The organism is Streptomyces thermoalcalitolerans, from assembly GCF_039525155.1.
In the GTDB taxonomy this organism is placed as follows: Bacteria; Actinomycetota; Actinomycetes; order Streptomycetales; family Streptomycetaceae; genus Streptomyces; species Streptomyces thermovulgaris.
Map to the genome: position 1 here is coordinate 1 of NZ_BAAAHG010000065.1, position 21,427 is coordinate 21,427.

A 21,427-nucleotide genomic window follows, 5' to 3' on the forward strand; every position below is an offset into this window, starting at 1 on the left:
CCGGGCTCGCCGCCGCCGCCCGCCGGGCCGCCGAGGAACTGGGCGGCCTCGAGGCGGCCCGCCGCGCCGAGCAGCGCCTGGCCGAGGTCGTCGCCGAACGCGCCGAGGCGGACCGGCAGCAGCGCGCCGACGACGAGGTTCTGCAGGAGGCCGAGAGCTGGCTCGCCGAGTGGGAGACCGTCCGGTCGGCCCTGCAGGCCCGTATCGACACCGCCCAGGAGGCCGCCACCCGGGCCGAACAGCTCGCCGTACGGCACGAGTCCGCGCGGCAGCGGCTCGCCGCCGCCCGGAGGCGGGACGAGCTGGCCGAGGCCACCGAGCAGGCGCGGCGGCGCGCGCTCGCCTCCGCCCAGGACGCCCTGCGCGCCAAGGAGCACTGGCTGCGGCTGAAGGAACAGCGCCTGAACGGCATCGCCGCCGAACTCGCCGCGAACCTCGCCGACGGCGAGCCCTGCGCGGTCTGCGGCGCCACCGAACACCCCGCGCCCGCGCGCAAGGTCGCCGGACACGTCGACCGCGAGACGGAGGAGCGCGCCCTGACGGCCCATCAGGCCGCCGCCGAGCAGCGCGCCGAGGACGAGCGCCGGCTCGGCGCCCTGCGCGAGGCCCTGGCCGCCGCCACCGCCGAGGCGGGCGAGACACCCACCGCGCAACTCGTCGGGGAACTCCAGGAGTTGGAGGCAGAGCTCGAGCGGGCACGCCGGGACGCCGCCGAGCTGCACACGGCACGGCAGGAGCTGCGCGCCGCCGAGGAGGAACGCGAGCGGCGGCTCGCCGACCGCCGCCAGGCCGAGGTCCGCACGGCCTCCCGGCTGGCCCGCAAGGAGAGCCTGGACCACGAGAAGGCCGCCCTGGAGGCGGAGTTGGCCGAAGCCAGGGGCACCGCCGGCAGCGTCGCCGCGCGGGCCGCCCAACTGGAGCGCCATGTCGCGCTGCTCACCGACGCCGCCGACGCCGCACGCGCCGCCGAGGAGAGCGCCGAGCGGCTCAAGGACGCCGACGGACGGCTCGCCGAGGCCGCCTTCCGGGCCGGTTTCGACACCCCGCAGGCCGCGGCCGCCGCCCTCCTCGACGACGCCACCCGCCGCGAGCTGCAACAGCGCCTGGACGCCTGGCAGGCGGAGGAGGCCGCCGTACGGGCGGTCCTCGCCGCGGACCGGCGGCTGCGCGAGGCCGTCTCCGCACGGGACGCCGCCGCCCGCCGCTGCGCCGAACTCGACCGGCTCTCCGCGCGCGTGGCCGCCGGCATACGCCGGCTGGCACCGCTGCGCGAGGAGCACGGGCGCGTGGCCCGCCTCGCCGCCCTGACCGCGGGCACCTCCGCCGACAACGCGCACCGGATGCGCCTGGAGTCCTACGTCCTGGCCGCCCGTCTGGAACAGGTGGCCGCCGCCGCGACCGTGCGTCTGCGGCGCATGTCCTCCGGCCGCTACACCCTGGTCCACTCCGACGACCGGGCCGGACGCGGCCGCAGCGGTCTGGGGCTGCACGTCGTGGACGCCTGGACGGGCCGTGAGCGGGACACGGCGACCCTGTCGGGCGGGGAGACGTTCTTCGCCTCGCTCGCGCTCGCCCTCGGACTCGCGGACGTCGTCACGGACGAGGCCGGCGGCGTGCGCCTCGACACGCTCTTCATCGACGAGGGCTTCGGCAGCCTCGACGACCAGACCCTCGACGAGGTCCTCGACGTCCTCGACTCCCTGCGGGAACGCGACCGCAGCGTCGGCATCGTCAGCCACGTCCCCGATCTGCGGCGGCGCATCCACGCCCAGCTGGAGGTCGTCAAGGGCAGATCGGGGTCGGTCGTACGGCAGCGCACAGTGGTCTGAGGACCCGGGCGAGCAGCGGTCCGGGACCCCGGACGAACGGAGGGCGGCCCCGGCGGCCCGTGACCGGGCCGCCGTCCGCACCGGCCGCCCTGTGGGGCTCACAGCCGCGCCAGCTCGTCCACCAGGTCGTCCAGGCCCAGCGACCCCAGGGAGAGGGCCGCCATGTGCCAGGCCTTGGCGTCGAACGCGTCGCCGTGGCGCTCCCTGGCCTTCTCCCGGCCCAGCAGCCAGGCCCGTTCGCCCAGCTTGTAGCCGATCGCCTGGCCGGGCATCGACAGATAGCGGATCAGCTCGCTCTCCACGAAGTCCCGCGGACGGCTGCTGTGCGCGGCGAAGAACTCCAGTGCCAGCCCGGGCGTCCACCGCTCGCCCGGGTGGAACGGCGAGTCCTCGGGGATCTCCAGCCCCAGGTGCATGCCGATGTCGATGATCACCCGGACCGCCCGCATCATCTGCGCGTCCAGATAGCCGAGCCGCCGCTCCGGGTCCGTGAGGAAGCCGAGCTCGTCCATCAGCCGCTCCGCGTACAGCGCCCAGCCCTCGGCATTGGCGCTGACCATGCCCACCGTGGCCTGGTAGCGCGAGAGGTTCTCCGCCACATGCACCCACTGGGCGAGCTGGAGGTGGTGGCCGGGGACGCCCTCGTGGTACCAGGTGGACACCAGGTCGTACACCGGGAAGCGGGTCTGTCCCATGGTGGGCAGCCAGGTCCGGCCCGGCCGTGAGAAGTCGGCGGACGGCGGCGTGTAGTACGGGGCCGCGGCACCGCCGGGCGGCGCGATGCACGACTCCACCCTCCGCACCCGCTCGGCGAGTTCGAAGTGCGTGCCGTCCAGCGCCTCGATCGCCTCGTCCATCAGGTTCTGCAGCCAGACGCGGACCTCCTCCACGCCCTCGATGTGCGTGCCGTGCTCGTCGAGGTGCGCGAGCGCCACCCACGGGGTCCCGGCGCCGGGCAGGACCTTCTCGGCCTCCTTCCTCATCTCGCCGAGCAGACGGTGGAACTCCGACCAGCCGTACGCGTACGCCTCGTCCAGGTCCAGGTCGGTGCCGTTGAAGTACCGCGCGAAGCGGGCGTAGCGCTCGCGGCCGACCGTGTCCGGCGCGTCGCCGATCGCCGGCACATAGACGTCCCGCATCCAGTCCCGCAGCTCCACGACCGCCGCGGTCGCCGTGCGGGCGGCCTCGTCCAGCTCCTTGCGCAGGGACTCGGGGCCGCCGGAGACGTAGTCCTCGAACCAGCCGCGGCCCCGGCCGTCGGTGTCCGACCACTCGGTCAGCTGCTGGACGAAGGTGGCCGCCGGCTGCGGGCCGCCGTACAGCTTGCGCTCCAGGCCCAGGGCGAGGGACTCGCGGTAGCCGCGCAGCGCGGCGGGCACGGCGCGCAGCCGCTCGGCGACCGCCGCCCAGTCCTCGTCCGTGCCGGTGGGGGTGATCGTGAAGACCTCGCGCACCGAGTGCACCGGGCTGTGGATGTTGCTCACCGCCCGCAGGCCCTCGTCGGCCTCGTGCACGGCGAGTTCGGCGGTGAGGCGCTCACGCAGCAGGCGGGCGCACCGGCGCTCGATGTCACTGTCCGCGCCGGGCTGCCGTTCGGCCTCCTCCAGCCGGGCCAGGGTGGTGCGCGCGAGGTCCGCGAGCGCCTCCTGACCGGCGGGCGAGGTGTCGGGCAGCCTGCTGGAACTCTCCTTGACACCGAGATACGTACCGGTGATCGGGTCGAGGGCGATGAGGTCGTCGACATAGGCGTCGGCGACCTGACGGGGCAGCGGGCTGTTGGTCTGCGACATGCGGACCATCCTCATACGGACGGACGGCTTCCGTCAGCCCGGTGGCGCGGACCCCTGGCCGGAATCAGCCCGATTTCGCGGAGGGCGTGGCCGTTTCGGCGCCGGGCGGCAGCAGGGGACCGCAGTCCCACTGCTGGAAGATCAGCCGGGTCTCCACCCGGGCCACCTCCCGCCGGGCCGTGAACTCGTCCAGGACCAGCCGTTGCAGATCGGCCATGTCGGCGACCGCGACATGGACCAGATAGTCGTCCGGACCGGTCAGATGAAACACGGTCAGCGACTCCGGCAGGGCCCGGATCCGCTCCACGAACGGCCCCACCAGCTCCCGGCGGTGCGGCCTGACCTGCACCGACAGCAGCGCCTGCAGCCCTCGGCCCAGCTTGGCGGGATCGAGCCGCAGCCGATGGCCGAGGATCACTCCCGAGCGGCGCAGCCGGTTCACCCGGTCCAGACAGGTCGAGGGGGCGATGCCGACCTGCGCGGCGAGGTCGCGGTAGGTGGTCCGGGCGTCGTTCTGCAACAGCCGCAGCAGATGAAGATCCACCGGATCCAGTACGACAGATTCGGCCATGAGGCGAACGTAACACGGACATCCGTCCCATCCCCTCGGCTCGTGTTCACCCTTCCGCCATGGACACGTCCCTGGATTCCGCGAACACGCCCGCGTACGACGACGTACGCACCGCACCCAGAGCATCCAGAGCACTGGACACCGAGGCCGTGCACGCCGGCCGTGACGACCTGGCCCGGCAGGGACTGCACGCCCCTCCGATCGACCTGTCCACCACCTACCCCTGCTACGACAGCCGTGCCGAGGCGGCCCGCATCGACGCCTTCGCCGCCGACGGCGCCGCACTCGACGGCACCCCGATCTACGGCCGGCTCGGCAACCCGACCGTCGCCCGCTTCGAGACCGCGCTGGCCCGGCTGGAGGGCACCGAGGCCGCGGTCGCGTTCGCCAGCGGCATGGCCGCGCTCAGCGCGGTCCTCCTCGCCCGGTCCACGGCGGGCCTGCGGCACGTCGTCGCCGTCCGCCCCCTGTACGGCTGCAGCGACCACCTGCTCACCGCCGGGCTGCTCGGCACCGAGGTCACCTGGACCGACCCGGCCGGAGTCGCGGACGCGCTGCGCCCGGACACCGGCCTGGTCATGGTCGAGACGCCGGCGAATCCCACGCTGGCCGAGGTGGACCTGCGGGCCGTCGCCCACGCCTGCGGTTCCGTCCCGCTTCTCGTCGACAACACCTTCGCCACGCCCGTGCTGCAGCGCCCGGCCGGGCAGGGCGCACGCCTGGTGCTGCACAGCGCCACCAAGTACCTGGGCGGGCACGGTGACGTGATGGCCGGCGTGGTGGCCTGCGACGAGGAACTGGCCGGGCAGCTGCGCCGGATACGGTTCGCCACCGGCGGAGTGCTGCATCCGCTGGCCGGATATCTGCTGCTGCGCGGTCTGTCCACGCTGCCGGTCCGGGTGCGGGCCGCCTCCGCCACCGCCGCGGAGCTCGCCGCCCGCCTCGCGGACGACCCGCGTGTCGCCCGTGTGCACTACCCGTCGATCGGCGGTGCGATGGTCTCCTTCGAGGTGCACGGCGACCCGCACGCCGTCATCGGCGGCGTCAGGCTGATCACGCCGGCCGTGAGCCTGGGCAGTGTCGACACGCTGATCCAGCACCCGGCGTCCATCAGCCACCGCATCGTCGACGCGGACGACCGGCGGGGCGCCGGGGTCGGTGACCGGCTGCTGCGGATGTCGGTGGGCCTGGAGGACGTCGAGGACCTGTGGGCCGACCTGGACCGGGCGCTGGGGAAGCGGCCGGGGGCGCCGCGGGTGAAGGGCCTGCACGAGGCGATGAGCTGAGCGGGGCCCGGAACGGCGTGCGGCCCGGCTTCCGGGCCGCACGCCATGAGGACGACCAGGGACAGGCCCCGCGGCCCACCGTGGATCAGCCCCGCAGGCGGGGCCCCTCGTGCTCCAGGCGCTCCTCGCACTCCGTGTGCTCCATGCGCTCGATGCGCTCCATGTGCTCCGTGTGCTTCTCGTGCCCGGCGTCGTACGGCGGACGGGAGGGCACCGGGGTGGCGTCCAGGCGGGCCGTGATGACCAGGGTGCCCTCCTCGAGCTGGAAGTCGAGCGGAAGGCCGAGGCCGCGCATGGCGGCGACCATGCCGGTGTTGGACGACTGCGTCACGGCGTACACGCTCGCGCAGCCGGCCTCGACGGCCATGGCCACCAGCCGGCGCAGCAGTGCGGTGCCGATGCCGCGCCGCTGCCACTCGTCCTCGACGAGCAGGGCGACCTCCGTCTCGTCGCCGTCCCAGAGCAGATGGCCGAGGCCGATGATCCGTCCGGAGGCGGTCTGCGCGGCGAGGGTCCGTCCGAACCGCGGGCTGAGCAGATGGCCGAGGTAGCGGTCGGCGTCGCCGGCCGGCCCGTGGTAGCGCAGGGCGAGGGTGCGCGTCGAGCAGCGCTTGTGCATCGCCCTGGCCGCCGCGAGGTCGCCGGTGCCGGCCCTGCGCACGGTGATCGCGTCGCCCTCGGGCAGCGTCAGCACGTCCTGGCTGCGCGGGATGCGCGGTCCGAGCCGGGCGTCCAGCTCCACCAGCGCCCGCGCCCGCGCGAACTCGGTGGGGGTGAAGGGCAGATACGGCCGCTCCACGGTGAGCGTTCCGCCTTCCGGTGCCCGCAGCCGCATCACCGTGTCCTCGAGGACGCCTTCGGCCGGCACCTCCTCGGGGTCGCGGCCGCTTCCGGCCGGCAGCGAGCGGATGGTGCACCGTCCGAGCATCTGCCGCAGCGCCAACGGAAGTTCCGCCGTGTCCAGTGCCGTGCGTGTGGCCAGGCCCAGGATCCGTGTCGGCGCGTCGACCAGGTCGTGCGCGTCCGCCCGTTCGATCCATGTGCCGGTTCCGCCGGCCGCCGAGACCGCCCGGGTGATGTCGGACGCCTCGACTCCGGCGGGCGCGCGCAGCAGGAACTCGTCCACCGTGTCCTCGGCCAGCGGATGCGTCTGCAGACTGAGGATGTCCACGTGACGGGCGGCCAGTGCCGTGCACAACGCGGCCAGCGAACCGGGTGTGTCCCGCACGGTCGTGCGCATCCGCCACAGCGTGCTGCGGCCCGGGGCCTTCCCGGGCGTCGCGGGGACGGCGGACGAGGAGGCCTGCCACCGCTCGGGGGCGGGCGGCCCGGCAGCGGTGCCGCCTTTGGGCGGTGCGTGACCGTGGCGCCGTGCCCACCAGAGGTGAAAGGCCACCGTCGCGACCAGCGTGAGCGCCGTGAGCACCAGCAGGACGGGGCCGTTCGGTCCGTGCCCGATCAGGTTCGCCACCCCGTCGGCCACGGCGACCGCCGTGAAGAGCGCGGCGAGCTCGACGACGTCCCGCCGCCAGTGGTGCACCGGACGGCCGTGCCCCGCCCGCGTCATGTTCGGCCTGTCTTGAGTCATGCCACCACGGTGGGGGAACGGTGTTGCGTGATCACGAACGCTCTGTGACCTCTCGGTAAAGAGATGCTTTGTGTGGTTTGCGGTTTTTCTCGTGCCTGCCGCACGCCCGTATGCCACGTGATCGTTTCCGCGTCCGTGCGCCGGGGAGGCCGTGACCGCCGGAGCGGTGCGTCCCTTGTCGTCGCTTCACCGTCGCTCGCGCGGGCGGCGGTCGGCGGTCGCCGCCCGTGCGGGGGCGGCGGTCAGCAGCGGCTGCCGTCGAGGATCACTCGGGCGACCAGGGCCGGATCGTCGTTCATCGGCACGTGTCCGCAGCCGGGCAGCCGTACCAGACGGGCCCGCGGGATGATCTGCTTGGCGCGCACTCCCTGACGCTTCGTCAGCAGCCGGTCCTTGGTGCCCCAGGCCGCGGTGACGGGAATGCCGGGGACGTCGTCGGTGAACCGGACGTCCACGCCTGCCCGGAGGGTGTCCTCGAAGCTGACGGCCCGCGCCAGGGCCTGTGTCTCGGCGACCACGGCCTCGGGGGAGCGGCGGGCGGGCCGTGCGTAGATGGTGCTGGTCAGGACGGTACGGCCGGCCGCCGTACGGGAGAGCCGCTCGACCAGCGGCAGCGGCATGCGCCGTGCGATGCCGCGCATCGTCCGCAGCACGACGAACGCGTAGCGCCGTTCGGCCTGGGTCCAGAAACCGGCCGGGGACAGGGCCGTGACGGACCGTACGAGCTTTTCGCGGCCCAGCTCCAGGGCCAGCAGGCCGCCCAGGGAGTTGCCCGCCACATGGGGGCGTTCGATCTCCAGCGCCTCGCACAGGGCGCCCAGTGTGGCGTTCATCGTGGGCAGGTCGTGGGGCAGACCGTCGGGCAGCGCGGGGGAGGCGCCGAAGCCCGGCAGGTCCACGGCGATCACATCGCGTTCGGCGGCGAGCAGGTGCACCACCGGGTCCCAGGCCTGACGGTGGTGCCCGATGCCGTGCAGCAGGAGCAGCGGCTCGCCGCTGCCCACGCGCGCGTAGGAGAGGGTCACGGTCCGCGGGCCGTGTGCGGAGGGGACCTTGAAGGAGACGGTGGCGGACATGGGCGCTCCTCGTCGGGGATCGCTGACGAACGACAGCTAGACAGCTTGTCAGCAATTGCTACCCACGGGTAGCCCCTGGAGGGGATCCGTACGAGTGGTTCCGGGAGAGATCCGTACGGGGAGCCCCCGAGAAGCGCACGGCCGGCCCCCGGGGATCCGGCCGCCCGGCGGCCTCGCCGCCCGCCGCACCTCCCGCGCCCCAACGGCCGGCGGCCGGACACAGCCGCGGGCGTCGGCTGGGATGATGGGGGCGTGAGCACCGAGACGGAGATCGATGTCTTCGAGGAGCACCGGCCCGTCCTCATGGGAGTCGCCTACCGCATGCTCGGCCGGGTGACCGACGCCGAGGACGTCCTCCAGGAGGCCTGGCTGCGCTGGTCCGGTGCCGACCGCAGCACCGTGCGCGACCCGCGCGGGTATCTGGTGCGCATCACCACCCGCCTCGCCGTCGACCGGCTCCGCCAGATCAAGGCGCGCGGCGAGGCGTACATCGGCCCATGGCTGCCGGAACCGCTGGTCACCGACTTCGCCGGGACCGTTCAGGACGCGGAGGAGCGGGCCGTGCTCGCCGACTCCGTGTCCCTGGCCGTGCTGGTCGTCCTGGAGACGCTGTCGCCGCTGGAGCGCGCGGTGTTCGTCCTGAGGGAGGCCTTCGGCTACCCGTACGCGGAGATCGCCGCCCTGCTCGACCGCAGCGAGCCCGCGGTGCGCCAACTGGCCGGGCGGGCCCGCAGGCACGTCGAGGAGCGGCGGCCCCGCTACGAGGTCGACCCCGCCCAGCGGCGCGATCTGACCGAGCGTTTCCTGGCCGCGGCGGCGGGCGGCGACCTGGAGGAGCTGATGTCGCTGCTCGCACCGGACGTCCGGCTGGTGGGCGACAGCGGGGGCAAGGCCAAGGCGCCGCTGCGGATCCTGCAGAGCGCCGACAAGGTCGGCCGCTTCCTGGTCGGCGTGGCGCGGCAGGGCATCCCGGATCTGTCCGTGCGCTTCCTGGAGGTCAACGGCGGGCCCGCGCTGCTGGCCCTGTCCGGCGGCAGGCCCGACAGCCTCTTCCAGCTGGACGTCGCCGACGGACGCATCCAGTCCGTCTACATCATCCGCAACCCCGACAAACTGCGGACCCTGGCCGACGCCTGAGCCGTCCGCCCCGGCCCGTCCGCCCGGCCGCCGCAAGGCCCCCGTCCCCGCGACGGGGGCCTTGCGGCGGCCTCCTGCGCGCCCCTTGGTACGAACAGCTCGTGAACGCCGTGCGACATGCGCCTGTGCGCCGCCCACCGGATCGACGATTGGTCTTGACCAAGGGTAAAGGCCGCCATAAGGTCGCAGACAAGTACAACAACCTTTAATAAACAAGCGCGCCAAAACGCCGGTGAACCACGGCGATGCGGAGGACAGGGTGGGGACCACGCAGCTGGAAACGGTGCCGGAGCCGAAGTACTGGCATCTCAAGAACGTGCTCAGCGAGGCACTTGACTCCGAGTTCTCGGTGGGGGAGGTCCTGCCCAACGAGCGGGAGCTCGCCGCCCGGTTCGGCGTGGCCCGGGCCACGCTCCGCCAGGCCCTGGAACAGCTGGAGCTGGAGGGACGGCTGCAGCGTCGCCGCGGCGTCGGTACGACCGTCGCACCCCCGCGTGTGGGCGTGGCCGTCGGCACCGGGCAGCACGGCTGGCCCGGGACGGCCGATGACGCCTGGCGGATCGTGGACTGCACGCACGCGGTCCCGCCCGCCGCGATCGCCGATGCCCTGGGAAGCGGCCGGGAGGAGGCCGTGCACGTCGTGCGCCGGTCGCGCAGGAGCCACGGCCAGCAGGTCGCCGCCGAACGGCTCTACATCCCGGCCGCCTCCGTACCCGGCCTGACCGCGATCGACGCACCGTCCGGGCCCGCACGCGCGCGTGCCGTGCTGCGCGAGCTGCAGCGCCTGGAGCTGGAGGGCCAGGAGCGCTCCGTCGAGCTGGGCTCGGCCCGCGCGGAGGACGCCAAGGAGCTCGACCGGCTGCCCGGTGCGCCCGTCCTCGTCGTCACCACCCGCTTCGTCGCCCGCAAGCGCACCGCCGCGATCTCCGTCGCCACCTACCGCGCGGACACCTGCCGGCTGACCTTCGGGGACTCGGGCGGGGTGGAGATCCACCACGGGCCGGAGCGCCAGGCCTCCTGAGGTCCCGGCACCGCTGTCAGCGGCGGGCCGTCACCGTGCCCTCCACCGTGAACAGCTGCTTCTCGACGTGGTCGAGGGCCAGCCGCAGCGCGCCCGTCGCCACGGCCGCCTCGCCGAGCACCGAGAGGGCCACCCGGGGCGGCCGCAGACAGTAGCGGGCCAGCTCGCGCCGCAGCGGCTCCAGTACGCCGTCCAGACCGGACGCCCAGCCGCCGACGACGACCAGTTCGGGGTCCAGGGCCAGCACGAGCGCCGCCACGTCGTGGACGAGCCGCCTCAGGAAGCGGTCCACGGCCGCACGGGCCGGCCGGTGGCCCTCGCGGGCCAGTGCGAAGACCTCGGCCACCGCCTGCTCGTCCAGCGGCTGCAGCGGCCGGTCCGTGGTGGACAGCAGGGTCTCGGGCGCCTCCTCCCGGCCCAGCAGGTGCAGTGCGCCGATCTCGCCAGCGGCCCCGCCGTACCCGCGGTGCAGCCGCCCGCCGATCAGCGAGCCGGCGCCCGGGCTCAGCCCCGCCAGCACGAAGACCATGTCGTCGGACTCGGTGGCGGCGCCCTTCCAGTGCTCGGCGACCGCCGCGGCGTTCGCGTCGTTCTCCACGAGCACCGGGCACTTGAAGGAACGGCGGAGCCGTTCGCCCAGGCGCAGCCCCGTCCACCCGGGCAGCGCGGTGCTCAGCCGTACGGTGCCGTCCGCCTCCACGATGCCGGGCGTGCCGACCCCGACGGCCCGCAGCGAGCTGCGAGGGACACCGGTCCGGCGCAGCAGGTCGGTGACCGCGGTGCGCAGCCGCTCCAGGCGCTCGTCCGCCCCGGCCGTCTCCTCCACGTCCCTGGTCTGGGTGCCCACCACACGGCCGTCGAGATCCGCCAGCAGCGCGGACACCCGGCGCACGCCGATCTCCAGCCCCAGCAGATGTCCGGCCTCGGCCCGGAAGCGGAACCGCCGTGCGGGCCGCCCCTGCCGCCGTGCGACGCCCTCCTCGGCCGCCTTCTCGGCGACCAGTCCCGCCGCGACGAGATCCTCCACGACGCCCTCGACCGTCGGCCGGGACAGTCCGGTCATCCGGGTGATCTCCGTGAGCGTCGCACAGTCCGTGGAGCGCAGTGCGTGCAGCACCACCGCGGAATTGATCCTTCGCAGCAACGAGGGATTCCCGCCGGTCAGCTGCCCCACCGTCCGTCCTCCCAGCTCGTGCGCGTGTTGGCCGGATCGTACTCGGCGCGGGCCGGGGCAGCGAGTGCCGGAACGGCCGGACCCTCCCGGATCCGCGTCCTGCGGGCGGGCGGAATTCTGACGCATCGCCATATGTCGGGGCCGGCCGGTTCACCGGACCGTGCACCGGAACGGACAGGGGCCGTGGCCGGGACCCGCTCACCGGATGCCCGGGCCGGTGACGAGCGACGGTTTTCCGGAAGGGCGACGGCGCCCGGCGGGAGGGGACGAAGGCGCGGTGCCCAGGATGCGCAGGAGGAGACGCAGACGCGCCACGCGGTACGGGGACGACCGGGACGGACCGGGGAGGGGGAGGGGAGGCGGGCGGCTGACCGGGTGCCGGGCCCGGCCGCGGTCCGCTACGACTCCTCCGCGGCCGCCCTCAGCCGTGCGAACTCCTGCGCCATCGTCTCGGTCGTCCAGTGCGCGTTCAGCCCGCTCGGATTGGGCAGCACCCACACGCGTGTGTTGCCGATCGTCCGTTCCTGCGGCCCCACACGGGCCGTGCGGTCGCCGAACGCCGCCCGGTACGCGGTGATCCCGACCACGGCCAGCCACCTCGGCCGCAGCCGCGTCACCTTCAGCTCCAGCAGCCGCCCGCCCTCGCGGTACTCCTCGGCCGTCAGCTCCTCGGCCCGGGCCGTCGGCCGCGCCACGACGTTCGTGATGCCCAGCCCGTACGACAGCAACTCGTCCTGCTCCGACGGCTTCAGCAGCCTCGGGGTGAAGCCCGAGCGGTACAGCACCGGCCAGAACCGGTTGCCCGGCCGGGCGAAGTGACGGCCGGTCGCGGCCGACATCAGACCGGGATTGATCCCGCAGAACAGCACCCGCAGTCCGTCCGCGACGACGTCCGGCACCAGGCGGTCGCGGGCGGCCTCCAGCTCCGCCGGGGTGAAACGGGTCAGAGGATCGCCCCCGGGACGTAGGCCGCGGCCTCCGGATGCTGCTTCACGATCTCCTCGATCCGGCCCACGACCGCGCCGACCTGGCCGGCCGCCGCTCCGGTGAAGGACAGCCTGTCCGTCATGAGCGCCTCCAGCTGCGCACGGTCGAGCGGAAGGCGCTCGTCGGCGGCGAGCTTGTCGAGCAGGTCGTTGCGCTCGGCCCCCTGCTCGCGCATCGCCAGCGCGGTGGCGACGGCGTTCTCCTTGATCGCCTCATGGGCGATCTCGCGGCCGACCCCGGCCCGCACCGCGCCCATGAGCACCTTGGTCGTGGCCAGGAACGGCAGATAGCGGTCCAGCTCGCGGGCGATCACCGCGGGGAAGGCGCCGAACTCGTCGAGCACCGTCAGGAACGTCTCCAGCAGACCGTCCAGCGCGAAGAACGCGTCCGGCAGCGCGACCCGGCGCACCACCGAGCAGGACACGTCGCCCTCGTTCCACTGGTCGCCCGCCAGCTCGCCGGTCATCGAGGCGTAGCCGCGCAGGATCACCATCAGGCCGTTCACGCGCTCGCAGGAGCGGGTGTTCATCTTGTGCGGCATCGCCGAGGAGCCGACCTGGCCCGGCTTGAAACCCTCGGTGACCAGCTCGTGCCCGGCCATCAGCCGGATCGTCTTCGCCAGCGAGGAGGGTGCCGCCGCCAGCTGTACCAGCGTGGTGACGACCTCGTAGTCCAGCGAGCGCGGGTAGACCTGGCCGACCGAGGTGAAGGTCTGCGCGAAGCCCAGGTGCCGGGCGATGCGCCGCTCCAGCTCCGCGAGCCTGTCCGCGTCGCCGCCGAGCAGGTCCAGCATGTCCTGGGCCGTGCCGACCGGTCCCTTGATGCCGCGCAGCGGGTAGCGGCCCAGCAGGTCCTCGACCCGCTCGTAGGCCACCAGCAGCTCGTCCGCGGCGGTCGCGAAACGCTTGCCGAGGGTGGTCGCCTGCGCGGCGACATTGTGCGAGCGTCCGGCCATGACCAGCTCGCCGTACTCGGCGGCCAGCCTGCCCAGCCGGGCCAGGACGGCCACCGTGCGGTCCCGCATCAGCTCCAGCGAGCGCCGGATCTGCAGCTGCTCGACGTTCTCCGTCAGATCGCGGGAGGTCATGCCCTTGTGCACGTGCTCGTGCCCGGCCAGGGCGTTGAACTCCTCGATCCGCGCCTTCACGTCGTGCCGCGTGACCCTCTCGCGGTCCGCGATCGAGGCCAGGTCCACCTGGTCGAGGACCCGCTCGTAGTCGGCGATCGCCTCGTCGGGGACCTCGACGCCGAGGTCCTTCTGGGCCCGCAGCACGGCGAGCCAGAGCTGCCGCTCCAGCTTCACCTTCTGTTCGGGCGACCAGAGCGTGGCGAGCTCGGCGGAGGCGTAGCGTCCGGCGAGGACGTTCGGGATACGGGGCTTGGCGGGCGCTGAAGTCACGTGTGCAGAGTCTACTGGCGATTGATGCAGGTCGGCGCCATGGGGGTGTTCGTCGGAACCTACGAGAGCTCCGCGTCGGCCGTCTGCCGGACGAGGTCCGTGCAGGGCAGCAGCTCGGGCCGTTTGGGCGGGCGGCCGTCGCCGGAGGAGCGGCCGGTCAGCCGTCTGCCTATCCAGGGCAGCAGATGCTGCCGGGCGAAGCGGACGTCCGCGACCCGGCGGGTGAGCCAGCCCGGCCGCGGGGCCGGCGGCAGGGGCGTGCGCCACTCGGGGTCCTCCGGCTCGTGGCCGAGCGTCTGCCACACCGCCTCCGCGACCCGGCGGTGGCCCTCCGCCGTCAGATGCAGCCGGTCCACGTCCCACATCCGCGGATCGCTCAGCGACGGCGCCCCGTACAGGTCGACGACGAGTGCTCCATGCCGCTCGGCGAGCTCGTCCACGCAGGCGAACAGCGCCTCCAGACGCGGCCGGAAGCGCTCCAGGACGGGACCCTGCCGGGCGGGGCTGCGCATCAGCACGAGCTGCTTGCACGACGGCGCCAGCCGCTCCACCGCCTCGGTCAGCAGGGCTTTCACCCTGCCCATGTCGCACCGGGGCCGCAGGGTGTCGTTCAGACCGCCCACCAGGGTCACCACGTCGGCCCGCATGGCCGCCGCCGCTTCCACCTGCTCGTCGAGGATCTGCCCGATGAGCTTGCCCCGCACGGCGAGGTTGGCGTACCGGAAACCGGGGGTGCGGGCGGCCATCCGGGCGGCGAGGAGATCGGCCCAGCCCCGGTAGGAACCGTCGGGCAGCAGGTCCGACATGCCTTCGGTGAAGGAGTCGCCGACCGCGACGAGGCTGGAGTACGAGGGAGAGTACGAGGGGGAGCACGGGGGGTTCGTCTGCATGGCGGCAGTGATGGTATCCCGGCGCCCCGCCTGCCATACCACGCGGTCGGTCGGCCCGGGCGGGCCCCGGCGGTCCGCTCACGTCCGCCGGCCGAACAGCTCCCGCAGCACGTCCTCCATCGTCACCAGGCCCGCCAGCCGTCCGTCCTCCCCCATCACCGCCGCCAGGTGCGTACGGCTGCTCCGCATGGCGGTGAGCACGTCGTCCAGCGGTGTGCTCTCCCGGATCCGCGCGATGGGGCGCAGGTCCCGCAGCCGGAACGGTTCGTCGCCCGACGGGGCGTCCAGGGCGTCCTTCACATGCAGATAGCCGACGATCCGGCGTCCCTCGTCGACCACCGGGAAGCGGGAGAAGCCGGTCCTGACCGACAGCTGCTCCAGCTGCGCGGGCGTGACACCCAGGCTCGCGTACACCACGCGCTCCAGCGGAAGGACGACGTCGCGCACCGGCCGGCTGCCGAGTTCCAGCGCGTCGTGCAGCCGCTCCTGCGCCCGGTCGTCGAGGAGGCCGGCCGCGGTGGCGTCCTTGACGATCTCGGCCAGCTCCGTGTCCGTGAAGGTCGCCGGGACCTCGTTCCTGGGCTCCACCCGCAACAGCTTGAGCAGGGCGTTCGCGAACGAGTTCACCGTGAAGACCACCGGGCGCAGCGCCCGGGAGAGCGCGACCAGCGGCGGGCCGAGCAGCAGCGCGCTGCGCACCGGCTCCGCGAGCGCGATGTTCTTCGGCACCATCTCGCCGAGCAGCATGTGCAGATACGTCGCCAGGGTCAGCGCGATCGCGAACGACACCGCGTGGCCCGCGCTCGAGGGCAGCCCCACCGCGTGGAACACCGGCTCCAGCAGATGGGCGATGGCGGGCTCGGCGACCACACCGAGGACCAGGGTGCACAGGGTGATGCCGAGCTGTGCGGCCGCCAGCAGCGCGGACACGTGCTCCAGGCCCCACAGCACGCTCCTGGCGCGCCGGTCGCCCTCCTCGGCGTACGGCTCGACCTGGCTGCGGCGCACCGAGATCAGCGCGAACTCGGCGCCCACGAAGAAGGCGTTGACGACCAGGGTCGCCAGACCGATCAGGATCTGCACGGCGGTCATCGGCCGGCCCTCTTCCCGTGGCGCGCCTGCTGTGCGCGCTCCTCGTGCGGCTGTACGCCGTGCTCGTCCCGGAGCGGGGCGTGCAGCAGCACGCGTGCGGCCCGGCGTCCGCCCGCGTCCACCACGTCCAGCCGCCAGCCGGCGATCCGCAGGGTGTCGCCGGCCTCGGGGATCCGGCCGAGCTCGGTGGCGACGAGACCGGCGAGCGTCTCGTACGGCCCCTCCGGCACCCGCAGCCCCACCCGGGCGAGCTGGTCCATGCGCGCGGAGCCGTCCGCCGAGTACAGGGTGCGTCCCTCCTCGTCGGTCCCGGCCGGGGCGAGGTCGGGCGTCTCGTGCGGGTCGTGCTCGTCGCTCACCTCGCCGACGACCTCCTCGACGATGTCCTCCAGGGTCACCACTCCCGCGGTGCCGCCGTACTCGTCGATGACGACCGCCATCGTGTGCGGGCCGGACAGCCGGTCCAGCAGCCGGTCGACGGTCAGCGACTCGGGGACCAGCAGCGGCTCGCGCATGATCTCGGAGACACGCGTCCGGGTGCGGCGCTCCGCGGGCAGCGCCAGGACGTCCTTGATGTGGGCGGTGCCGACGACCGAGTCGAGGCTGTCGCGGTAGACGGGGAAGCGGGACAGTCCGGTCGCCCGGGTCGCGTTCGCCACGTCCTCGCAGGTCGCCTGGGCGTCGAGGGCGACGACCTGGACACGCGGGGTCATCACGTTCTCCGCGGTCAGGTCGGCGAGGTTGAGCGTCCGTACGAACAGTTCGGCGGTGTCCTCCTCCAGGGCGCCCTCCCGGGCGGAGTGCCGGGCCAGGGCGGCGAGCTCCTGGGGGCTGCGCGCGGAGGCGAGCTCCTCGGAGGGCTCCAACCCGAGCCGGCGCACCACACGGTTCGCCGTGCCGTTCAGATGGGTGATGAAGGGGCGGAAGGCGGCGCTGAACCAGCGCTGCACGGGGCCCACCCGTTTGGCCACCGCCAGCGGTGAGGAGATCGCCCAGTTCTTGGGCACCAGCTCGCCCACCACCATCAGGAACACGGTGGACACAGCCGTGCCCAGGACCAGCGCCACCGAGGTCGCGGCGGACCCGGAGACGCCGATGCTCCGGAGCGGACCCGCGAGCAGCCGGGCGATCGACGGTTCGGCGAGCATGCCGACCACCAGGTTGGTGACGGTGATGCCGAGCTGTGCCCCGGACAGCTGGAACGTCAGGTTCCGTACGGCCTTCAGGGCCCCCGCCGCGCCGCGCTCACCGCGCTCGGCCGCCCGCTCCAGGGCGACGCGGTCGACGGTGGTCAGCGAGAACTCGGCCGCGACGAAGGCGCCGCAGGCGAGGCAGAGCGCCACTGCCACCAGCAGCAGAAGCACTTCGGTCATCGGGTCACCCCCGGCCCGGGGTCGGGCAGTGCGGGGCAGGGACGGACGCGTCGTGCCGCGCGAGGAGGCTCGCCCATGGGCGGACGCTCACAACCTTTCATGAGGACCGAGTGATCCTGCAATCGTAAAGGATGGGCAAAGAGGATGCGGAGGTCAGCCGGTGAGGGGCTTCACCCAGCGCCGCCACTGCTCCTCGGGCCGATAGCCCGCCGCACGCCAGGCGTGGTGCGCGGTCTCGTTGCGGGTGAGCACCATGGCGTCGGCGCGCCGCCCGCCGAGGTCCGCGAACCGTTTCTCGGCGGCCGTCAGCAGCGCCGAGCCGATGCCCTGCCGCCGCCGGTCCGGGCGCACGGCCAGCCGGTACAGATGGCAGCGCCAGCCGTCGAAGCCCGCGATGACCGTGCCGACCAGCTCGCCGTCCTGCTCCGCCAGCAACAGGGCCTGCGGATCCCGGGCGACCAGCCGGGCCACGCCGTCCCGGTCGTCACTGATGCTCGTGCCCTTGGCGGCGGCTCTCCAGAAGGCCAGTACGGAGTCGATGTCGTCGGAGGTCGCGGCACGTATACGAAGATCGTCCATGTGCCGATCGCAGCACGTCCGTGTGCGCGGGGCGCGGAATTCCGGCATCCGGACACCGGTGGCCGGGGAGCCCCGCCGGTCCGGCCGCCCTGTGCTCCGCCCGTGCGCACCCGGTGCCGGGCCCCGGTTCCTTGTTCGTTCGTGGTTCGTTCGTGGTTTGTTCGCGGTTTGTTCGTGTCTGTTCGCGTGCGTCGTTCGTGCTACTCGTGCGCGATCGCCGCCAGCACGTTCATACGGGAGGCGCGCAGCGCGGGCAGCAGAGCCGCCACGACGCCCACGACCGCCGCGCCGACCATCACCGTGACGATCGTGGTCCAGGGGATCATCAGCATCCCGATGCCCTGCAGGGCCAGCACCCGCTGGGTGCACACGCCCCACACCAGCCCCAGCGCCAGACCGAGGACCGCGCCGAAGACCGCGATCACCACCGACTCCAGCCGGATCATCCGCCGCAGCTGACGCCGGGTCAGCCCGATGGCCCGCAGCAGACCGATCTCCCGCGTCCGCTCCACCACCGACAGGGCCAGGGTGTTGACCACACCGAGCACCGCGATGACGATGGCCAGGCCGAGCAGCGCGTACACGAGGCGGAGCAGCACCGCGATCTGGTCGTGGACCAGCTCCTTGTAGTCCGCCTGGTCGCGCACCTGCGCATCGGGGTACGCGGCGAGGGTCTTCGTCAGCTGGGAGCGCAACCGGTCGGCGCTCGTGCCCGGAGCCGCGTTCACGTACAGCGCCGCGTCCGGGGTGCCGGGCACGTACTTCTCCACGGTGCCGATGCCGAAGTACATGCCGCCCTCGATGCCGAACCCCTCGGCCATGTCCTGGTTGGTCAGCGCGCCCACGGTGAGCCGCGCCCGCCGCCCGCCCTGGAACTCGACGGGCAGGACGCTGCCGGGCCGCACCCCGTGCTTGCCGGCGAAGCCGGCGTCCATGGCGATGCGCCCGTCGGCGAGCGCCGCCGCCGTGGAGCCCTGGACGTAGTCGATATGGGCGACGGAGTCCAGCTGCGGGTCGTATCCGGCGGCGGTGGTCCGGACACGCCTGCCGTCCGGCAGCGTCACCGCGACCGCCGCGAACCGCTGCCGTACGACGGTGCCGACACCGGGAGTGCGCCGGACCTTGTCCGTGACCTCCGGCGGGAACGGCCGGAAGTGACGATCCTGCACGACGAAGTCGGCACCGAGCGTCTTCTCGATCTGGTGGTCGACGGACCGGGCCAGGGAGGCGCCGGCCACCGACATCCCGCCGACCAGGGCCAGACCCACCATCAGGGCGGACGCGGTGGCACCGGTGCGGCGCGGATTGCGCAGCGCGTTGCGCTGGCTCATCCGCCCGATGGAGCCGAACAGCGCCGGGAACGCCCCGCCCAGCACCCGGATCAGCGGACGCACCAGCAGAGGGCCCGCGGTGACGGTCGCGACCAGGGTGAGGACGACACCGACGCCCAGCAGCGAGACGGCGGTCGCGGTGCGGTGCGCGTCGGCACAGCCCGCGAGCGCGGCCGCGCCGGCCGCCCCCACCAGCGCACCCGCCACCGCACGCTCCCGCAGCGGCCGTCCCGCGTCGGCGGCCTCGACGTCCGTCAGGGCCGCCATGGGCGACACGGCCGCGGCGCGGCGGGCCGGGAGGTAGGCCGCCACCACGGTGATGCCGATGCCCACGGCGTACGCGGCGACGGGCGTGACCCAGCCGATGACCAGCTCCGTGGTCCGCAGATTCACCCAGAAGGCGCTCATGAGCCGGATCAGACCGGCGGCCATGCCGATCCCGGCCGCCAGGCCCAGCGTGGAGCCGGCCAGCCCGAGCAGCACCGCCTCCAGCAGCACCGAGCGGCGCACCTGCCGCCGGTCGGCGCCCAGGGCACGCAGCAGACCCAGCTCACGGGTGCGCTGGGCGATCAGCATGGCGAAGGTGTTGACGATCAGGAAGATGCCGACGAGGACCGCGATCCCGGCGAATCCCAGCATGACGTACTTGACGATCCCGAGGAATCCGCCGAGGCTCTCGGCGGCGGACTTGGCCTGCTCGCCGGCGGTTTTCAGGTCGTAGCCGCCGGTGCCGACGGCCCGGCCGATCCGGTGCTTGAGCTCGGTGTGGGACACGCCCTCGGCCGCGTCGACCGAGATGCTCGTCGCGCGGTCCGTGGAGCCGAGCAGCCTGGCCTGCGCGGTGGGCGTGTCGAGGAAGAGCCGGGCCGTGCCCGGATGGGTGGTGGTGAACGTGGCGATGCCGACGATGCGCACGCGGAACGTGCCCGGCTGAGCCCGGACGGTCAGCTCGTCCCCGATCCGCGCGTGCGCGTGCCGGGCCGTGTCGGCGTCCAGCAGGGCCTCGCCGTCGCCCCGCGGGGCGCGGCCGGAGGTCAGACGCACCGGGCTGTGGTCGGTGACCTGCCAGTTCGAGACGACGGCCGGAGCGCCCGTGGCCGGACCGACCGGTTTGTTGCGGCGGTCGACGACGGTGACGTTCCGGACGGCCACGTCCACATGGGCCGCCGCGACACCGTCGACCTCGGCCACCCGCTGGGCGAGGGAGGCGGGCACGGTCAGCACGACACCGGTCGGCACGGCGGACCGCAGGCCCTGCCGCGGCGCCACCGTCACATCGGCGGAGGTGGAGGCGAAGAGCCGGTCGAAGGTCCGGGAGACGGTGTCGGAGAAGATCAGGCTGCCCGTGACGAAGGCCACGGACAGGACGACGGCCAGGGCGGAGAGCAGCAGCCGCCCCTTGTGGGCGAGGAAGCCGCGCAGGGTCGCCCTGAGCACCGGGGTCAGGCCCCCTCGACGGCGACGCCGTCCTCGTCGAGGGGACCGCGGGCCGCCCGGGGGCCGGAGGGCCGCGGGCCGCTCCCGGCGAACAGACGCATGCGTTCCAGGACCGCCGCCGCGGTCGGGTGCTCCATCTCGTCCACGATCCGCCCGTCGGCGAGGTAGAGCACCAGGTCGGAGTGGGCGGCGGCGCCCGGGTCGTGGGTGACCATGACGACGGTCTGCCCGAGGCTGTCGACGGCGTCGCGCAGAAAGCCGAGCAACTCCAGACCGGCCCGGGAGTCGAGGTTGCCGGTCGGTTCGTCGGCGAAGATCAGCTCGGGCCGGGAGGCCAGCGCCCGTGCGCAGGCCACGCGCTGCTGCTGGCCGCCGGAGAGCTCGGCGGGCCGGTGCCTGAGCCGGTCCCTCAGCCCCAGGGTGCCGATGACCTCGTCCAGCCACTCCTGGTCGGGCTTCCGGCCGGCGATGTCCATGGGGAGGGTGATGTTCTCCAGCGCGTTGAGGGTGGGGACGAGGTTGAACGACTGGAACATGAAGCCGATCCGGTCCCGCCGCAGCCGGGTCAGCTCGCGGTCCTTCAGCCCCGTGATCTCGGTGTCGCCGATCCAGACCCGGCCGGCCGAGACGGTGTCGAGGCCCGCCAGGCAGTGCATGAGCGTGGACTTCCCGGAACCGGAGGGGCCCATGATCGCGGTGAAACGGCCGCGGGCGATGTCCACGTCCACCGAGTCCAGCGCGAGCACGGCGGTTTCGCCCGACCCGTACTCCTTGGTCAGCCCCCGGGCGCGGGCCGCGATCCCGTCGGCCGACGCCCGGCCCGGCGTCTCAGCAGATGTGGGCACGACGGCCTCCCTGAGGGTGCTT

At 73.4% G+C, this 21,427-nt stretch carries 17 protein-coding genes; 4 read left to right on the forward strand and 13 right to left on the reverse strand.

Annotated features, from left to right (window positions below; all coding sequences use genetic code 11):
- A partial coding sequence (locus tag ABD224_RS25870) for an SbcC/MukB-like Walker B domain-containing protein (protein ID WP_344054060.1) occupies nucleotides 1-1,829 on the forward strand: 1,829 nt, incomplete at its 5' end.
- Nucleotides 1,830-1,927: 98 nt separating this feature from the next.
- Here ABD224_RS25870 and ABD224_RS25875 read toward each other — a convergent pair.
- Both ABD224_RS25875 and ABD224_RS25880 read right to left on the reverse strand, forming a co-directional pair.
- Nucleotides 1,928-3,619, reverse strand: a complete 1,692-nt coding sequence (locus ABD224_RS25875) for a DUF885 domain-containing protein (RefSeq protein WP_344054062.1) — start codon at nucleotides 3,617-3,619, stop codon at nucleotides 1,928-1,930.
- Nucleotides 3,620-3,683: 64 nt separating this feature from the next.
- Nucleotides 3,684-4,190 carry an Lrp/AsnC family transcriptional regulator gene (locus tag ABD224_RS25880; protein ID WP_344054064.1) on the reverse strand — a complete coding sequence of 169 codons (507 nt, stop codon included), beginning with the start codon at nucleotides 4,188-4,190 and terminating at the stop codon, nucleotides 3,684-3,686.
- Nucleotides 4,191-4,249: 59 nt separating this feature from the next.
- Here ABD224_RS25880 and ABD224_RS25885 point away from each other — a divergent pair, with 59 nt between their 5' ends.
- Nucleotides 4,250-5,476 (forward strand): trans-sulfuration enzyme family protein, encoded by a 1,227-nt coding sequence (locus ABD224_RS25885; protein ID WP_425581053.1) that lies wholly within the window; start codon nucleotides 4,250-4,252, stop codon nucleotides 5,474-5,476.
- Nucleotides 5,477-5,561: 85 nt separating this feature from the next.
- Here the strand turns inward: ABD224_RS25885 and ABD224_RS25890 are convergent, their stop codons facing one another.
- Entirely contained in the window at nucleotides 5,562-7,043 is a 1,482-nt protein-coding gene (locus ABD224_RS25890) for a GNAT family N-acetyltransferase (RefSeq protein ID WP_425581054.1), read from the reverse strand.
- Nucleotides 7,044-7,306: 263 nt separating this feature from the next.
- Nucleotides 7,307-8,140 (reverse strand): alpha/beta fold hydrolase, encoded by an 834-nt coding sequence (locus ABD224_RS25895; protein WP_344054068.1) that lies wholly within the window; start codon nucleotides 8,138-8,140, stop codon nucleotides 7,307-7,309.
- A 252-nt stretch (nucleotides 8,141-8,392) separates the two neighbouring features.
- Between ABD224_RS25895 and ABD224_RS25900 the strand changes: the two genes are divergently transcribed.
- Nucleotides 8,393-9,277 (forward strand): RNA polymerase sigma-70 factor, encoded by an 885-nt coding sequence (locus ABD224_RS25900; RefSeq protein WP_344054070.1) that lies wholly within the window; start codon nucleotides 8,393-8,395, stop codon nucleotides 9,275-9,277.
- A 259-nt stretch (nucleotides 9,278-9,536) separates the two neighbouring features.
- Nucleotides 9,537-10,298, forward strand: coding sequence for a GntR family transcriptional regulator (locus tag ABD224_RS25905; protein ID WP_344054072.1), 762 nt, complete (start codon nucleotides 9,537-9,539; stop codon nucleotides 10,296-10,298).
- Nucleotides 10,299-10,314: 16 nt separating this feature from the next.
- On the opposite strand, the gene ABD224_RS25910 is transcribed toward ABD224_RS25905, so the two are convergent.
- The 9 genes from ABD224_RS25910 to ABD224_RS25950 all read right to left on the reverse strand — a co-directional run bounded on the left by ABD224_RS25910 (nucleotide 10,315) and on the right by ABD224_RS25950 (nucleotide 21,405).
- Nucleotides 10,315-11,472 (reverse strand): ROK family transcriptional regulator, encoded by a 1,158-nt coding sequence (locus ABD224_RS25910; protein WP_344054074.1) that lies wholly within the window; start codon nucleotides 11,470-11,472, stop codon nucleotides 10,315-10,317.
- A gap of 398 nt (nucleotides 11,473-11,870) precedes the next feature.
- A complete protein-coding gene (mug, locus tag ABD224_RS25915; RefSeq protein WP_344054115.1) occupies nucleotides 11,871-12,419 on the reverse strand; it encodes a G/U mismatch-specific DNA glycosylase in 549 nt (182 codons plus the stop codon).
- A complete protein-coding gene (gene purB / locus ABD224_RS25920) occupies nucleotides 12,416-13,858 on the reverse strand; it encodes an adenylosuccinate lyase (protein WP_344054076.1) in 1,443 nt (480 codons plus the stop codon). The genes mug and purB overlap by 4 nt, the downstream gene beginning before the upstream one ends.
- A gap of 59 nt (nucleotides 13,859-13,917) precedes the next feature.
- A complete protein-coding gene (locus ABD224_RS25925) occupies nucleotides 13,918-14,748 on the reverse strand; it encodes an SGNH/GDSL hydrolase family protein (RefSeq protein ID WP_344054078.1) in 831 nt (276 codons plus the stop codon).
- A gap of 78 nt (nucleotides 14,749-14,826) precedes the next feature.
- Entirely contained in the window at nucleotides 14,827-15,840 is a 1,014-nt protein-coding gene (locus tag ABD224_RS25930) for a hemolysin family protein (RefSeq protein ID WP_344054080.1), read from the reverse strand.
- A complete protein-coding gene (locus ABD224_RS25935; protein WP_344054082.1) occupies nucleotides 15,837-17,213 on the reverse strand; it encodes a hemolysin family protein in 1,377 nt (458 codons plus the stop codon). Before ABD224_RS25935 ends, ABD224_RS25930 begins: the two co-directional genes overlap by 4 nt.
- Before the next feature lie 153 nt (nucleotides 17,214-17,366).
- The gene (locus ABD224_RS25940; RefSeq protein WP_344054084.1) at nucleotides 17,367-17,792 is read right to left on the reverse strand and encodes a GNAT family N-acetyltransferase; all 426 of its coding nucleotides are present in this window, start codon (nucleotides 17,790-17,792) and stop codon (nucleotides 17,367-17,369) included.
- Nucleotides 17,793-17,992: 200 nt separating this feature from the next.
- On the reverse strand, nucleotides 17,993-20,560 hold the full coding sequence (locus ABD224_RS25945; protein WP_344054086.1) for an ABC transporter permease: 2,568 nt from the start codon (nucleotides 20,558-20,560) through the stop codon (nucleotides 17,993-17,995).
- A gap of 5 nt (nucleotides 20,561-20,565) precedes the next feature.
- Complete coding sequence (locus ABD224_RS25950) at nucleotides 20,566-21,405, reverse strand: ABC transporter ATP-binding protein (protein WP_344054088.1); 840 nt, start codon at nucleotides 21,403-21,405, stop codon at nucleotides 20,566-20,568.
- Between the last annotated feature and the right edge of the window lie 22 nt (nucleotides 21,406-21,427).